The sequence below is a fragment of the Nocardia puris genome (genome assembly GCF_036051655.1).
Taxonomy (GTDB): domain Bacteria; phylum Actinomycetota; class Actinomycetes; order Mycobacteriales; family Mycobacteriaceae; genus Nocardia; species Nocardia puris.
Window position 1 is genome coordinate 7,711,901 of record NZ_CP107943.1, and the last position, 15,280, is coordinate 7,727,180.

Sequence of the window (15,280 nt, forward strand, 5' to 3'; positions counted from 1 at the left end):
GCATGTCGATTCAGCGTCTTATCGGCGAGGTTTAAGTGAGGCTTAAGCGCCATTTATGGGTCATTCTCGGAGATATTATGTTTCAGCAGGTTGCGCTTGCGTCGGTAGCCGGACGCCGGTCCGCGAACGCAGGCCCGCCGGCTCGAGCGCAGATCTCCGAGGACGCCACCGGCGCCAGGATCGGCGACCGGTCGCTCGGCGCGACCGTGGCGGGGCCGGGCATGACCGAACTCCGTGGCGGCACGGCACGGCGGCAAGGTCACGAACCTCCGCCCGTGCCGCCGGCGTCAGGAGTGGTGCCTGGAAATCGGCCGGTGCGGGAGGACCACGCGGGCGCGGGCGCGGAGCACGCCATCGCCCGTGCCGATCGGTTCGGCGAGCAGTGCGGGGTCGGCCAGGTCCGGATCGCCGCGCAGGATCATCTGCTGGAGGATTCTCAGTTCATGGCTCGGCCCGATGCCGTGTGAGGTCACCAGTGAATTCCTGATCCTGGTGAACACCGCCAATGCGTCGGCCGCGCGCCCGGACCGGAAGAGAGCCAGCATGAGGTAGGCCCCGATCTTTTCCCAATGCGTATGACGCGCAACGAGATCGACCAGTTCGGGGACGAGTGCCTCGTGGCGTCCGAGCACGAGATCCAGCGATATCCTGCGTTGCAGAGCGCGGGCTCGCTGCTCGTCGAAGTAGGCGGCCAATTGGGTCATGTGGGCCGTTCGCCGAACGTCGGCGAACGCGGGTCCGGACCAGAGGGCCAGGTACTGGGACAACAACGCCGAGGCCTCCGACCGGTTGCCGCGGCATTCGGCGGCATTGACCTGTGCGCGCAGGAGTTCCGCGCGGTGCAGATCGCTTTGCTGGGCAGTCGAGTGCAACACGTAGCCGGGGTCGCGGGTTTCGATGAGCGTGGGTAGTGACGCAAAGTGCTTTCGCAGTTGCGACACGTAGACCTGTACCGCGCACACGGCGGTCTTCGGCGGCTTGTCCCACAATCCGGTGACCAGTTCATCGACCGAGACAACCCCATTGGCGCCCTCCACCAGCAGGGCGAGGAGTATCCGGAGCTTCAATGTCCGTGGCGAGCAATCGCTGCCGTCTTCGCTATGAGCGCGGATTGGACCGAGGACCGAAAACTGCACAGCACCACCCCATATCACCACACAGGTCCCGCGCCGAGGGCCACATTGCCGCCGCTGCAAGACCTCCCAGAGAACCGCATGAATCGGGCATGCAGACGGATGGGAGATTACCGTGACCCAAGATCAACATCTACACCACGCGGCGGAATGCGAGCCCTGTCCTCTGCCGCGTGAATCCAGGCCGGGACCATCGAAGGCCGGGTCGCGGGCCGGTCGCTCCGGTACTCTGGCTAGTCGATGCTCGACAAACCGCGAAAACGACCGCGCCAGGATCGATCTCGAAATACGGTGGACGTCCTGCTGGAGGCGGCCGCCCAGATGTTTTCGAAAGAGGGCCTATCCACAACAACCGATCGCATCGCCGAACGCGCCGGGATGTCGGTCGGGACCCTCTACCAGTACTTTCCGAACAAGCAGGCGATGCTCTACAGTCTGGCCGAGCGTCACCTGATCGAGAGCGGCCGTCGGCTGGGTGCGGTCCTGTCCGATCTGCGCCGGACGCTGCCGCCGTTCGAGGTCACGATGCGCACGATCCTGGACGTCGTCATGGATCTGCACAGCAGTCCGCCCGCGGTGCACGCTCTGATGCATCGCCTGGTGCTCCGGCACATCGAAGAGCTGGAGGCCGTCCAGGCCTTCGAGGAGTACCTGGCCACGGAGGTCGCCTTTCATCTCGAACGATGTGGCCGCGGCGGCGACGATTCGATGATGACCGCGCGTGCGGTCATCCACGGTGTCGACGCCCAAGTGCATCGTGTGCGGCTCTGGCATCCGGTCACGACCGACAGCCTGCTGGAACTGGTGTGCCGACTGGCCCCTGAGAACAGCAGGATGCCGTCACTGGATTGACTCGATCACCCGCGCGCGCACGGCACGCAGTGCGTCCGCCAGTTGCCCGACCCCGGGCTCCTCGACAGGGAAGTGTCCGCAACCTTCCAGCAGGATCATCTCGGTTCGGCCGGGGATGCGCGCGAGGAACCGCTCGCTCAGAACGGGTGGTGTCCACTCGTCCGCGGCTGGGTGGACCAAGGTGATCGGTGTGGCGAATTCCTCCGGAGGCGTCGTGGGGTAGGCGACGAAACTCGCCAAGAATCCGAGCGGAACCGAAACCCCGCCGCCGACCGGGTCCTCGGCACAGCGCTTGGACAGCTTCGGATCCCGGCTCATCTTGTCCATCTTCACCAGCCATCGGATCGGCACCCGTACGCGTCCGAACAGCGTGTCGGTCACCCCGAGCAGTTGGGGGGCGTAACGCCCGGCGGCGGCGCAGCGCATCGCGGCGGCGCGGGCCTGCGGATCGGCCGGGTCCAGCAGGCATGTCACCACCACGTAGGCCACCGCGTCGGTGCGGGCGGCGACCTCGTAGGCCAGCAGTCCGCCCATACTCGCGCCGAAGAGCACGAGCGGACGATCGTCGATCGCGGTCTGCGTATGGACGAAGTCACACAGCAGGTCGACCCAGTCCGCGTAGCGGACCGTCGCGGGGTTCGGCTCCACCGTCCGCCCGTACAGGGGCAGGTCGAGGGCCGTGACGTCGACGCCTTCGCTGGCGACCGCGGCTGCGAACGGCCACAGCATCGCGGCGTGTCCACCCGCGCCGTGGATGACCACCATCCGGACCGGTGCGTCATCGACGACCGCGCGAAGCAGGTGAACATCGCGCCCGCGCCACTCCCACCAGCTGGAACGTGGCTCGATGGCGATGCCGGTCCGGTACTTCGAGGACAGGAACTCCGCGTAACCCAGATGATCCATCACCCTAGTCTTCCCTTACCACCGCACCCCGACAACTCGCAATCACTCGCTGCGCGGAGCTGCGGAAACACCGCCGAATTCACGCGGACCTCAGGTTCCGGGAAGCGGCCGTTCAGGCGACGGTCTGCCCGCCGGCTCGCCAACCGATTCGGCGGCATCGTCGTGGGCGGTGCTCGAGCGGTCGGATCGCACTGCGGCGGTCCGGGCGGCGTCGGTCGCGCCGGAGGCCGAGGTTCGCCGATCTCGTTGCCGGTCTTGGCTATTCGCGGTACTCGTCCCGCGACGGTCATCGCGCCGCTGCGGTGCCGCGCGGCCTCGGGCCGCGGCATATCGTGTCCGCTCGTGTCCCGACCGCGCTTCGCCGGATGCGCTGCACGGGGATCACCTGGCGCAATTCGTCGGCGGGTAGGCGTGGTGCCGCACTGGCGAACGACGGATCGAGAGTTGTCGCACTGTGGGAGTCGTGGGTATGAGCCCTGAGGCAGATCGCGACGAACCGGCCGTCACATTGTTCGACGCCCGAGTTGCCGGGGCCGCGGCGCACGTCGGGAGATGACCAGGGGTCGGCACGGACGTTCGCGGCCGCGCCAGGGTATTACGCGGCGGACCAGGAGGAGGACCAGGGCTGCGAAGAGGGTCAGGCCGGTCAGGTTCCAGAGGAGGCCGTAGGTGGAGGCGCCGGTGGACAGGGCGCGGAGCGAGTCCGAGGCGAGGGCGGCCGGGTTGTAGGGGCCCACGGCGCGCAGCCAGGACGGGAGGCGGTCCGGCGGGATCACCACCGGGCCCGCGCCGGACAGCAGCACGGTCACCGCCAGGCTCAGGCCCGACGCCTGGTTCGGGGAGGACGAGCCCGCACCGATGATCGCGCCGATCCCGGCGAAGGCCGCCACCGCGCACACCACCGGCGGCACGGCGAGCACGTTCGGGGTGAAACGCAGATCCAGGACCGCCCAGCCGACCACCGTCGTCACCACCAGCGCGGGCAATGCGAGCAGCAGAAACGCGGCCAGGGTGCCGGCGATCAGCGACTCGCGGCGCAGCGGGAGCGAGGCGAAGAACTCGAATGCGCCGGTGTCGGTCATGTGCGAGAAGTTCGCGGCGATCTTGTTCTGCATCTCGAACAGCAGGGCGATGGTCAGCGCGCCCGCGAAGATGTGGGGCTTGGCAGCGGTCTCCGACGACATGGCGCCCAGCGCGAGCAGCGAGACGATCGGCGTGATCATGCCGGTCAGCACCATCGAGGGCCACGACCAGCGCCAGTTCGTGAGCTGGATGCGCACCACGTCCAGGACATGCCCGACATCCCTCACCGCCGCCCCTCCCCGTCACCGGACAGCGCCGTGATGTAAATGTCCTCCAGGCCCACCGGCCCGATCGTGTAGTCGTGGACGCCCAGTTCGTCCAGCACGCGCGCCACGGCCTCCACCGCGCCCGGCTCGGTGTGCGCGAGCAGCGCGTCGTAGGTGAGCGTGAGGTCGGTGCACCATGGCTCCACCGCGTTCCGCAGGCTCTCGACACCGGTCGCCAACTCGTCGGTTCCGACCCGCAGCCGCAGCCGACTGCCGGTCTCGGCCCGCAATCCCGCCGGACTGCCCAGCCGCACCAGCCGGCCGGAGTCGAAGATCGCGACCTTGTTCAGCACGCGCTCCGCCTCGGCCGGACTGTGCGTGACCATGATGATCGTCTTGCCTTCCGTGCGGTTGAGCCGCCACAGCAACTCCCACACCTCGCGGCGTCGGATCGGGTCCATCTCGTTGGTCGGCTCGTCCAGCACCAGCACCGGCGGATCGGCTGTCAACGCCACACCCAGCTGTAACAGCCGCCGCTGGCCGCCCGAAAGTCGTTGCGCCGAACGGCCGGTCAGCGCGCCCAGATCGAGGGTGTCCACGATCCGGTCCCGGTCGGCGCGCGCCGCGGCCCGGCCGAGGCCCTTGATCTTCGCCGTGTACAGCAGCGCTTCGGCGACGGTGAGGCTGTTCAACGCGAACGCCGACTGCGGCATGTACCCCACCGACTCCACCACCCGCGCCCGCCGCTCCAGCACGTCCACTCCCCGGTACCGCACGCACCCCGCGTCCGGTTCGAGCAATCCGAGCATCAGCTTCACCAGCGTGCTCTTCCCCGCCCCATTGCTCCCGAGCAACCCGAAGAACTCCCCCTCCCCCACCGTCAGACACACCCCGTCGTTCGCGACCGTCTCCCCGAGCCGCTTCGTCACCCCCTCCACTTCGAACAATCCCTCACCCTCCCTCCAGCGCGGACCGACCCCCGCCCGAATGTACCCGCCCGCGAAACCCCCACTTCCAGCTCGCACACCCACCAGGAATCCCCCACCTGATGCTCGCTGTCCTGCGATGAAGTGCTTAGTGCCCTCGCTCGCCGCGACGTATGAGGTCGCCGTCCCGTGCCCTGGTCGGCGGCGGACCCTGCCGGTAGCCGCACGGGGCTTCGCGACGTCGGTCGTGCGGAGGCACGGGGTCGCCCGCAGCCGATGGCGCTACCGGCAACTCAGTCCACCGGAGACGGCTGCTTCCACGCCGACGAGCGGAGCATTCGTAAACCGTTGAGGGCCACCAGGATTGTGGACCCTTCGTGGCCCGCCACGCCGAGTGGGAGGGGGAGGTGGCCGGCGAGGTCCCAGATCACCAGGACGGCGATGGCGGTGGCGGCGAGGGTCAGGTTGGCGATGACGATGCGGCGGGCGCGGCGGGAGAGGGCGATGACGGCGGGGATGGCGGTGAGGTCGTCGCGGACGACGACGGCGTCGGCGGTCTGCAAGGTGAGGTCGGCGCCCGCGCCGCCCATGGCGATGCCCGTGTGCGCGGCGGCCAGCGCCGGGGCGTCGTTGATGCCGTCGCCGACGACGGTCACCTGATGCCCCGCCGAGCGCAATTCCTCCACCGCAGCTACCTTCTCGTGCGGTAGCAGATCCGCGCGAACGTCGGCGATGCCGATCTCCGCGGCCAACCGGCTCGCGGTCGCGGCGTTGTCACCGGTCAGCAGAATCGGCGCGGCACCGGTGACGGCGCGCGCCGCGCCGACCGCGTCCACCGCGTCGGGTCGCAACTCGTCAGCGAGCGCGAGCACCCCGACGGGCTCTCCATCGCAAGTCACGACGACGGCCGTCCAGCCCCGGTACTGGAACTCCTCGACGGTGAAAGCCACTGTTTCACCGAGTGATTCACCCAACACCGCCGCGGGTGATCCGGCAGCGATGAGCCGTCCACCGACGACGCCGGATACACCGCGCCCCGGCGACGCCACGAAATCGGTCACCGCCGCAGGCTCGATCCCGCGCCCACGCGCTGCCCGCACCACCGCGACCGCCAGCGGATGTTCACTGAAGTGCTCCACCGATGCCGCCAGCCGCAATAGTTCGCGCTCGCCGAACTCCGTTGTCAGCACGCGGATCTCGACCAGTCGCGGCGTACCGCGCGTGAGGGTGCCGGTCTTGTCGAACGCGATCACACTCGACTGCCCGAGTTGTTCCATCACCACCGCCGACTTCACCAGCACACCGTGGCGCCCCGCGTTGGCGATGGCGGCCAGCAGCGGCGGCATCGTCGCCAGCACGATCGCGCACGGCGACGCCACGATCATGAAGGTCATGGCGCGCAACAGGGCTCGCTCCAGATCCTCGCCCACCAGCAACGGCACCGTGAACACCGCCAGCGTCGCGATCACCATCCCGATCGAATACCGCTGCTCGACCTTCTCGATGAACAGCTGGGTCCGCGCCTTGGTGCGACCGGCCTGATCGACCAACCCCGCGATCCGCGCGACGACGGAATCCTCGGCCCGCCGGTCGACGCGCAGCCGCAAAGCGCCTGTGCCGTTGAGGGTTCCGGCGAACACGTCGTCGCCCGCGCCCTTGTCGACCGGTAGCGGTTCGCCGGTAATGGTGGCCTGGTCGACTTCGCTCGCCCCGTCGATCACCGTGGCGTCGGCGGCGATTCGTTCTCCGGGGCGCACGACCAGCACGTCGCCGACCGCCAGCCGCGCCGCCTCCACCACGTCCTCCGCACCGTCGGCACGCACCCGGGTGGCGGTGTCGGGCGCGAGGTCGAGCAGCCCCCGCACCGAGTCCTCCGTCCGGGCGGTCGCCAGCGCCTCCAACGCCCCGGACGTCGCGAAGATGACGATGAGCAGCGCACCGTCCGTGATCTGACCGATCGCGGCCGCGCCGATCGCGGCGACCACCATCAGCAGATCGACGTCGAGCGTCCTCTCCCGCAGCGCCCGCAATCCCGACAGTCCCGGCTCCCAGCCGCCCGCCGCATAGCAGGCGAGATACAAGCCCCACCACGACCACTCCGGAGCACCGGCGAGCTGCGCGGCCAATCCCGCCAGGAACAGCACCAGAGATGCTGCGGCCCAGCGCATCTCAGCGAGCTCGAACAACCTGGTCCGACGCACTGGCACGCGCCGCGCGGGACGGGTCGACGGAACGGTCGGCGCGACCACAGGCCACCTCCAGGACGACGAACGGAACGACCCGACCATATCAGAATACTTGAACATGTCTTCATATGTTCTGCTCGAGGTACCCTGCCCCCATGGGACACGGCGTCGAAGGCAGGGACCGCCCCGCCGCGCGTCTGGACGCCGAAGCGGCCGCCCACGTCGCCACCACGCTCCAGGCGCTGGCCACCCCGAGCCGCCTGATGATCCTCACCCAGCTACGCCACGGCCCCCTCGCCGTGACCGAGCTGGCCGAGGCCATCGGCATGGAGCAGTCCGCCGTCTCCCATCAGCTGCGCCTGCTGCGCAATCTCGGCCTGGTCGTCGGCACCCGCACCGGCCGCAGCATCGTGTACACCCTCTACGACACCCACGTCGCCCAACTTCTCGACGAGGCGATCTACCACAGCGAGCATCTGCGCCTCGGCATTCCCGACAAACCCCGCGAAACCGGCTGACTCCCACCGCAACGGCGCGAGAATTCACTCTCGCACCATTCGATGGCGTGCCATAGAATTTCACCCTCGCCATTCCTCGGCGAAATAGCGGCAGATCGGACGAATCGGCGAATCCCTTGCACCGGAGCGCCTCTCACCACGGACGGCAACACTTCCGATCCCCGGGATCGAATGTGTGTCCCCGCCGAAACGCGCGCACCTACCCTCGAATCGGGCGCGCTCCACTGATTGACATTCCATGTTCTCAGGTTCGGCATACCCACGAGGGGGTTTCGGTGGAAACTCGTTTGAATCGCTATTCCCGCTTCATCGGCTGTTCGCCCGGCTCGGGGTGATCGAGGACGACCATCACGACAAGCTCGCCACGCTGGCCGCCGATCTCGACGGCCTGTACGACGTGCCGTCCGCCCAGGTGGCACGGGCGTTCGCGGAGCGCAGCATCGACGCCAACATCATGATCGCCACGCCCAAATGGCATGAGAGCCTGCTGAAGCTGGCCAAGATGCACCTGAACGAGATGGCGATGGTGCCCGCCACCCGCACCTACTTCCACGAGTTCTGCCACAGCGAGGTCGCCACGCTCTCCGACCCCGAGCGCAGGCACAGCGTGCTGCTCATCGACGATCCCGACGACGACGAGTACACCCGCCGCAAGGCGGCGAACCTGGAATCGCTACTCACCGCGCCGCGGCCGGAGAACGCCGAGATCAGGTTCACCCGGCCGACCTTGCGCGGAGACACCTTCTTGCACAAGTACTTCCACGCACTGGAGGTGATCCAGCGCGCCACGCTGGAATCGGGCAGGTATCGCGAGGTCGACTCGCGCAATCTGATCTCCGAGGCGGCGGGCAATCCCTGGTACCACAGCACGACCATCGACCGCGAACTGGCGGCGGTCGCTTCGTGAGTCGGGAACGCGCGGGCGAGCGGGGCCGGCGCGTTGTTCGACCTGACCGACCGGGTGGTGCTCGTGACGGGCGCCACCCGGGGGTTGGGGCGGGCGATCGCGACCGGCCGCGCCCGGCTCGGCGCACATGTCGTGATCGGCGGCCGCGACGCCGGCACGGCCGCGAATATCGCCGCGTCACTGCGTGATTCGGGTTCGAAAGCCTCCAGCATCGCGCTGGACGTCACCGCGCCCGAAGCGCGGATCACCGCGGCGATCGATGACCTGGTTGCCGCGCACGGCGTGCCGCACGGTCTGGTCAACAGCGCGGGCATCATCTCGCGTGCCCCCGCGACCGAAGTTCCGGTGGAGCGGTTCGAGGCGGCGCTGGCGACGAATCTCACGGGAATCTTCGCTGTGACGAGGGCGGTCGGAGGGCATATGCTGGCGGCCGGACGCGGCAGTGTCGTGAATCTCTCGTCGGTGCTGCAGCAGTCCGGGGGACGCCATGTCGTCGCCTACGCCGCCTCCAAAGGCGGTGTGGCACAACTGACTCGAGCGCTGGCGGTCGAGTGGTCGAGCGCCGGGGTGCGGGTCAACGCGATCACGGCGGGGTACTTCGCCACCGATCTCACCGGCGCGCTGCGCGCCGACCCCGACCGGTCGGCGGCGCTGCTGGCCAGGATTCCGCCGGGGCGATGGGGCCGCCCGGAGGAGTTGGTCGGCGTGAGCGCGTTCCTGCTGTCCGATGTGGCCGGGTACGTGACCGGCGCGACGGTCGAAGTCGACGGCGGCTGGACCGCCGCCTGAGCGCTACTGAACAGGGAGGCAAATCGATGGTTTCCCAACGACTTTCGTCGGTGACCGATTCGGTGATCCGCGACACCACCGCGCGCAGTATCGCGCGCGGCGCGATCAACCTCGGCCAGGGCTTGTCGCGCACACCGCCGCCGCCCGCGCTGCTGGATGCCCTCGCGCACCGGGCCGCGGGCGCGAACCAGTCCTACGGCCCCGCGCGGGGCGAGCCGGCGTTGCGTCGTGAGATATCACGAAAATTCTTGACCTACAACGGTATCGAGTACGACCCCGAACACGAGGTGGTGGTGACCATCGGGGCGACCGGGGCCTACAGCGCGGCCCTGCTCGCCCTGCTGGACCCCGGATCGGAGGTGCTGCTCATCGAACCGTTCTACAGCTATCACCGAGATCTGGCCCGCGCGCACGGATTACAGGTCGCGACCGTGCCGCTGGACCCGTTCACCGACCGGCTCACCGAGGGCATGCTCCGCGCCGCCGTCTCACGGGACACCCGGGCCGTGGTGGTGTGCACGCCGTCGAATCCGTCCGGGCACCGGCTGACGCGCGCGGAACTGGAGGCGGTGGCGGCGGTCGCCGAACAGTACGACTTGCTGATCCTGTCCGACGAGATCTACGAGTACATCTATTTCGACGCCGCGCCGCACCTGTCGCCGGCCGCGCTGGCTCCGGAGGTGCGCGCCCGCACGGTCACCATCTCGGGTCTGTCGAAGACCTACGGCGTGCCCGGCTGGCGACTCGGCTACGCCGCGGCCCCCGGTCCGCTCGCGGCGGGGCTCGGCAAGGCGGCCGACCTGCTCACCGTTTGCGCGCCGACACCGCTGCAAGAAGTGGCGGTGGCCGCGCTGCGCCTGCCCTCCGGCTATTACGAGTCGATGCGCGCAGATCTGCGCCGCCGCAAGGACGTGGTGGCCGCCGCGTTCACCGCGCTCGGCCTGCGCCCGAACTCGCCCGACGGCGCGTACTACCTGCTCGTCGACTGCACCGAGATGGGCGTGGCCACCGGCTGGGACGCCGCGGAGGTGCTGCTGAGCGACTACGGGCTGGCCACCATTCCCGGTGACGCGTTCCACGACCGCGCGCCGTTGCGCCCGTACGTACGGGCGTGCTTCGGTATCGATGACAGTGATGTTCGCGCGCTGACCGCGTTCGCGGAGGAGGTGCCGCGCTCTCCCAGCTACTCGGCTTCGTCGCCGTCTCGCTGATCATCATCGTGGTGCCGGGGCCCGACCTCACGCTCCTGCTGCGCAACGCGGCCTACGGCGGGCGGCCCGGCGCGGCGGCGACCGCGGCGGGGATCATGACCGGCAACGCGGTGCTGGCGGTGGGCCTGACCGCGATCCTCGCCGCATCCGAACCGGTGTACCTGGCCCTGCGGGTGGCGGGCGCGGCCTACCTGCTCTACCTGGGGATCGGCGCGCTGCGCGCTGTCCCGTCGCGGGCGGGAACCGGTGACGGCGGAACCGGCGCCGCGCCGCACCGCCACCCGCGCGGCGGGCTTCCGGCAGGGACTGTTCAGCAACCTGTTGAACCCGAAGGTCGCCGCCTTCTACCTCTCCTTGTTCCCCCAGTTCGATCTGCACCCGCTCACCGGGCTGGCCCAGCACGCGGTGCTGGCCGCCACCTTCCGGGTCCTCGCCCTGGCCTGGTACTGCGCGGTGGTCGCCCTGCTCGGGAAGGCAGAGGAGCTGTTGCGTCGCAACACCGTTCGCCGCCGCATCTCCGCGCTGTCGGGGGTGGCGCTGGTCGGACTCGGTGGCGCGCTGCTCGCCAAAGGCTGATCGCCCCGGGTTTTCACCCGGCGTTTCCCCCGACTTGCCCGTCCGGCGCTCGGCAATCGGCGGGCGGTGTGGTGTGGTGGTGTCGGCGCGTCCGGAACGGCTCTGACAGGCCGAAATCCCGGACGTTCGACCAAACCGGAGCCGTTTCACCCCGACCACCGCCTACCCTTCGGAGTTCGCCTTGACCTTCGATCCGCTCGGCGCCCACGACCGCGAGAACGGGCGCGACCCCGCAGTGACCGCCGCCGAACGGGCCGTCGCCCGGCAGCGGTCGCTCGCCGCCGACCCGGACGCCTTGGCGGAGGCGTTGACGAGCCTCGGCGCCGCACTCGGGCAGGCCGGCCGCACCGACGGCGCGATCACCGCCGTCGAGGAGGCACGCGGTCTCTACCGGCACCTGGCCGGCGACGATCCGGACCACCTCCCCGATCTGCTCGCCACACTCGGCACGCTGGCCGATCTCTACGACCTTGGGGAACGGTTCGACGACACCGTCACCGCCTACGAGGAGATGGTGGACATCTACCGCCACCTCTCCCCTACGGACCGGTCCTGCGTCACCGGCCTCGCGCAGGCCCTGCACGCGCTGGAACTCGCCCTCGCCCAGGTGGGCAGGCGCGACGAGGCCGAGGACGCGTGGCAGCGCGCCATCGCGCACCTGGACACCGAACCGTCGCAGTTCCTGCGACTGGCCCGCGCGCGCGGGAAACACCCGGGCAGCAGGCGCGCCCTGGAATGGCTGGCGCAATTGCAGTCCGAGGTGACCGACCGCGGACTGCTGGCGATTCTCCATCACGCGGTGCGCTGGCACCGCCGCAACGATCCGCTCACCTGGGACGCGTGGTGGGCCGAGCGCACCGGCACGCAACCCGCGCCGTGGATGACGGTCGACGCACGGCTGGTCGAGACGGCCATGCGATGGGTGGAGTGCGAGACCTTCGACCAGGAACGCGACGTCCTGCTCGACCATCCCGAACTGCTGCGACCGCACGCGGATGTCGCTGTGGCGGAAGCGTTTCTGATCGTCGACGAGTTCCACGCCGCCCGGCTCGCCGCGACCCGCGACCACGCCAAGGACCACGGTGTCGAGGACGCCTACGAACCCCTCCTGCGCCTGGGCGCGTGGAGGGACTTCCTGTCCGCTCCCGCCGCGACGCAGCGCGAGACCCTGCGCGGCGATCTCGGTGACCTCGCCGAGGAGGGCACCTTGGCCGCCATCATGGAGCAGGTCCGGGCCGATCCCGCCGACGTCCGGCTCCGGCGCGCCGCGGGCCTGGTCGCCCTCGCCGTCGAGGAGCGCGATCAGGACTTGCTGGACGAGGTCTTCGCGGCCGTCGAGAACCCCACCCGCTTCCCGCCCCTGCTCGACGCCACCATTCGCGACCTCCACCGCGCCCCGGCTCTCCAACTGCTGGTCGAGGTCGCCCTCACCACCGCCCGCGACCACGACGCCCTCGCCGTCATCGGCTTCTACGACGCCTGTTCGGCCGCGATCGACGAAAACCCCAACGCCGCCACCAGCTTGCGCCAAGCCCTCGCCCTGTCCCCGCACCGCCGCCCGGAGTGGGCGAAGGCACTCACCGAACTCGCCGAGCTGCACCCGGCTCTCGAGACGCTGATTCCCGTTGTCACAGAGGATGTTTCCCCGGGGGCGAACTGAATGTCCGCCGCGGCCAGCACAACTACACTGAACTCCTCAGACAAGTAGAGAGGTTCGCCGATGTCCGCGCCCGCGCCCTGATCGACGACCCCGACGTGCTGCTGCTCGACGAACCCGCCACGGGTCTCGACCTGGCCGCCCGCGAACAGCTCCTCACCACCATCGACGACCTCGACCGCAGCCACCCCGGCGTGGCATCGGTGCTGGTCACCCACCATCTCGAGGAGTTGCCGAGCAGCACCACGCACGCGCTGCTCATCGCAGGCGGCCGGACGGTCGCCTCCGGCACCGCGACCGAGGTGATCACCACCGAGCACGTCTCGACGGCGTTCGAGCACCCGATCGAGGTGCGCTACGACGGCCGCTGGAGCGCTCGCGCACGCTGACCGGGGGCTCGTTCCCGCGGGCGTACGATCGCAGGCATTCATGTCAGCGTGGACGGGAGGATGTCGTGGGAATCGTGCACCGGATCATCGCCACCACCAGTGTCGCGGCGGGCTTGACGCTGGCCGTCGCGGGCGTCGCGAACGCCCAACCGCAGGAGCCCGAGGAGCGGCCGACCTGCCCGCTCGCCCAGTGGATCGAGACGTGGCCGCCCGCCCCCGAGGGCTGCGCCGCCGCGTGGGACCCCATCGAAGACGCGATCGAGGACTCTATCCCCGAGCCCGCCCAGCAGGCGTTCGACGCCTTCGACGACTGGTGCGAGGGCGACCAGGACTGACCGCGCGGCCCTCGCGCTTCGGCGCCCCCGCTCGGCGGCGGCACGGTGGCGAGGTTCGCCACACATGACCGGAAAGCGTTGTCCGCGTTTGCGTTCTACGCCGGCAGCGCGCGTGCGGCGAATTGAGGGTACAGCTGCCGGACCGCGATCGCCGTCAGCACCACGACGCAGAACAGGTCGAAGATAACGCTGAACAGCGCCAGATCACCGCGGATCGCGGCGTTCGGCAGAATCAATGCGAGGAACACCGTTTTCGTCGCGACCGCCCCCAGCGCCGCGGCCGGGCGGGCGGGCCGGAACCACGCCGCCCACACCAGAGCCGCGCCCAGCACGAATTGCAGCATGCCGCGATGTTGCAGCAGCGCGAGGGTCATCGCGTCGGGATTCGTCACGCCGTAGGTCCATTCCAGCGCGTACGGGTCGAGCAGGGCCAAAGCCGGCGTCGCGGTGACCACCCCCGTCGTCACCAGCAGCACTCGAACCGTTCGCTCACCACGTCCTGTGGTCATGTCGAATCTCCAATTCATCAGTAGCACTGATTATCAGGCTATATGACCATCACAGGTGTTGACAATGATCGGTAGGGTGAACACATGGGTCGCCTTCCCCCGGTGCAGCCGGAACTCGTCACGTCCTCGACCGGGTATCTCGTGATGCGGCTCGGCGAGGTCATGCGGGAACGCACCGAATCACTGCTGACCCGGTGGCAGCTGATCGCCCGGGACGTGCGCGTGCTCGGATTCGCCGCCGCGCGGCCGCTCTCGCAGCGGGAACTGGCCGAGGTGGCAGGGCTGGATCGCACGACGATGGTCGGCGTGGTCGACAAGCTGGAATCCCTCGGCTACGCGCGCCGGGAGCGCGACGCGACCGACCGCAGGCGCTTCCTCGTCACCGTCACCGAGTCCGGGCAGCGGTCGCTCGGCGAGGCCCTGGCCCTGCTCGCCGCCGCCCAGGACGAATTCCTCGCGCCGCTCAGCGCGGACGAGCGCGGGTCGTTCCACGCCGCGCTCGAACGCCTCTTCCTCGCCCACGACCCCAGTTGCCGTCCGGCACAAGAGGATTCCCCGCCCGCGAACGGCGCCTCGGCGTGAGCGAGTGGCGGATCGAGGAGTTGGAGGCCCGGCACGTGCGGGGGCTGGCCGAGTGCCATATCGCCTGCTGGCGGGAGGCGTATCGGGGGATCGTGCCCGACCACGTGCTCGACGCGTTCGATGTGGAGCGGCGAGCGGAGCAATTGGAGCGGTTCCGGGTGGCGCACCCCCACGACACGGTGGTCGCCCTGCACGGGGACGAGGTCATCGGGTTCGCGAGGGCCGCGGTCGGCGAGGACGATGCCGCCGCCGAGCGCATCCTGTACGCGCTGTACGTGCGGGCCGCCTGGTACGGAAAGGTGTGGCGCACGACCTGATGCGTGCCGTACTCGTCCCCGAAAAGTCCCACTACCTCTGGGTTTTCGAGGCGAACCCGCGCGCCCGGCGGTTCTATCGCAAGTACGGCTTCGAGCTCGACGGCGGGCGGCGGACCGAGGCGTTCACCGTCGCCCAGCAGCTGCGGATGGTACGGCCCCCGGGACCCGTCGAAGGCCGACCGAGCAAACGATAGGGTG

17 protein-coding genes and 2 pseudogenes are annotated in these 15,280 nt (G+C 69.3%); 13 read left to right on the top strand and 6 right to left on the bottom strand.

What is annotated here, in order from left to right:
* Positions 1-287: 287 nt before the first annotated feature.
* Entirely contained in the window at positions 288-1,136 is an 849-nt protein-coding gene (locus OHB21_RS35730; RefSeq protein WP_147265731.1) for an AfsR/SARP family transcriptional regulator, read from the bottom strand.
* A 237-nt stretch (positions 1,137-1,373) separates the two neighbouring features.
* On the opposite strand from OHB21_RS35730, the gene OHB21_RS35735 reads away from it, so the two are divergent.
* Positions 1,374-1,985 carry a TetR/AcrR family transcriptional regulator gene (locus tag OHB21_RS35735; protein WP_067508970.1) on the top strand — a complete coding sequence of 204 codons (612 nt, stop codon included), beginning with the start codon at positions 1,374-1,376 and terminating at the stop codon, positions 1,983-1,985.
* Here the strand turns inward: OHB21_RS35735 and OHB21_RS35740 are convergent.
* The 4 genes from OHB21_RS35740 to OHB21_RS35755 form a co-directional block, all read right to left on the bottom strand.
* Positions 1,974-2,891 (bottom strand): alpha/beta hydrolase, encoded by a 918-nt coding sequence (locus tag OHB21_RS35740; RefSeq protein WP_067508967.1) that lies wholly within the window; start codon positions 2,889-2,891, stop codon positions 1,974-1,976. The genes OHB21_RS35735 and OHB21_RS35740 overlap by 12 nt on opposite strands.
* 503 nt (positions 2,892-3,394) lie before the next feature.
* Positions 3,395-4,201 carry an ABC transporter permease gene (locus OHB21_RS35745; RefSeq protein WP_324192214.1) on the bottom strand — a complete coding sequence of 269 codons (807 nt, stop codon included), beginning with the start codon at positions 4,199-4,201 and terminating at the stop codon, positions 3,395-3,397.
* Positions 4,198-5,109 carry an ABC transporter ATP-binding protein gene (locus OHB21_RS35750; RefSeq protein WP_195126087.1) on the bottom strand — a complete coding sequence of 304 codons (912 nt, stop codon included), beginning with the start codon at positions 5,107-5,109 and terminating at the stop codon, positions 4,198-4,200. Before OHB21_RS35750 ends, OHB21_RS35745 begins: the two co-directional genes overlap by 4 nt.
* Before the next feature lie 290 nt (positions 5,110-5,399).
* Positions 5,400-7,274, bottom strand: a complete 1,875-nt coding sequence (locus tag OHB21_RS35755; RefSeq protein WP_324192219.1) for a heavy metal translocating P-type ATPase — start codon at positions 7,272-7,274, stop codon at positions 5,400-5,402.
* 173 nt (positions 7,275-7,447) lie between these two features.
* Here OHB21_RS35755 and OHB21_RS35760 point away from each other — a divergent pair, with 173 nt between their 5' ends.
* The 9 genes and pseudogenes from OHB21_RS35760 to OHB21_RS35795 all read left to right on the top strand — a co-directional run bounded on the left by OHB21_RS35760 (position 7,448) and on the right by OHB21_RS35795 (position 13,674).
* Positions 7,448-7,810 (top strand): ArsR/SmtB family transcription factor, encoded by a 363-nt coding sequence (locus OHB21_RS35760; protein WP_067508959.1) that lies wholly within the window; start codon positions 7,448-7,450, stop codon positions 7,808-7,810.
* Between the two features lie 331 nt (positions 7,811-8,141).
* Positions 8,142-8,717 (top strand): SIS domain-containing protein, encoded by a 576-nt coding sequence (locus tag OHB21_RS35765; RefSeq protein WP_067508957.1) that lies wholly within the window; start codon positions 8,142-8,144, stop codon positions 8,715-8,717.
* A gap of 33 nt (positions 8,718-8,750) precedes the next feature.
* Complete coding sequence (locus OHB21_RS35770; RefSeq protein WP_195126086.1) at positions 8,751-9,506, top strand: SDR family NAD(P)-dependent oxidoreductase; 756 nt, start codon at positions 8,751-8,753, stop codon at positions 9,504-9,506.
* Between the two features lie 26 nt (positions 9,507-9,532).
* Positions 9,533-10,717, top strand: coding sequence for a pyridoxal phosphate-dependent aminotransferase (locus OHB21_RS35775; RefSeq protein ID WP_195126085.1), 1,185 nt, complete (start codon positions 9,533-9,535; stop codon positions 10,715-10,717).
* Positions 10,718-10,728: 11 nt separating this feature from the next.
* Positions 10,729-10,884, top strand: a pseudogene (locus tag OHB21_RS37690) (LysE family translocator); the annotation flags it as partial.
* A 79-nt stretch (positions 10,885-10,963) separates the two neighbouring features.
* Positions 10,964-11,293 (top strand): LysE family translocator, encoded by a 330-nt coding sequence (locus tag OHB21_RS35780; RefSeq protein ID WP_195126084.1) that lies wholly within the window; start codon positions 10,964-10,966, stop codon positions 11,291-11,293.
* Positions 11,294-11,474: 181 nt separating this feature from the next.
* On the top strand, positions 11,475-12,953 hold the full coding sequence (locus OHB21_RS35785; protein ID WP_195126083.1) for a tetratricopeptide repeat protein: 1,479 nt from the start codon (positions 11,475-11,477) through the stop codon (positions 12,951-12,953).
* 35 nt (positions 12,954-12,988) lie between these two features.
* Positions 12,989-13,339: pseudogene (locus tag OHB21_RS35790) on the top strand (ABC transporter ATP-binding protein); the annotation flags it as partial.
* A 65-nt stretch (positions 13,340-13,404) separates the two neighbouring features.
* Positions 13,405-13,674, top strand: a complete 270-nt coding sequence (locus OHB21_RS35795; protein WP_067508948.1) for a hypothetical protein — start codon at positions 13,405-13,407, stop codon at positions 13,672-13,674.
* 95 nt (positions 13,675-13,769) lie between these two features.
* Here OHB21_RS35795 and OHB21_RS35800 read toward each other — a convergent pair whose 3' ends face one another.
* Complete coding sequence (locus tag OHB21_RS35800) at positions 13,770-14,150, bottom strand: hypothetical protein (RefSeq protein WP_232331739.1); 381 nt, start codon at positions 14,148-14,150, stop codon at positions 13,770-13,772.
* 117 nt (positions 14,151-14,267) lie between these two features.
* On the opposite strand from OHB21_RS35800, the gene OHB21_RS35805 reads away from it, so the two are divergent.
* The 3 genes from OHB21_RS35805 to OHB21_RS35815 are packed head-to-tail and all read left to right on the top strand — an operon-like array spanning position 14,268 to position 15,276.
* A complete protein-coding gene (locus OHB21_RS35805; RefSeq protein WP_195126082.1) occupies positions 14,268-14,765 on the top strand; it encodes a MarR family winged helix-turn-helix transcriptional regulator in 498 nt (165 codons plus the stop codon).
* Entirely contained in the window at positions 14,762-15,082 is a 321-nt protein-coding gene (locus OHB21_RS35810) for a hypothetical protein (protein ID WP_228791648.1), read from the top strand. The genes OHB21_RS35805 and OHB21_RS35810 overlap by 4 nt, the downstream gene beginning before the upstream one ends.
* The gene (locus OHB21_RS35815; RefSeq protein ID WP_228791647.1) at positions 15,082-15,276 is read left to right on the top strand and encodes an N-acetyltransferase; all 195 of its coding nucleotides are present in this window, start codon (positions 15,082-15,084) and stop codon (positions 15,274-15,276) included. The genes OHB21_RS35810 and OHB21_RS35815 overlap by 1 nt, the downstream gene beginning before the upstream one ends.
* Positions 15,277-15,280 lie beyond the last annotated feature (4 nt).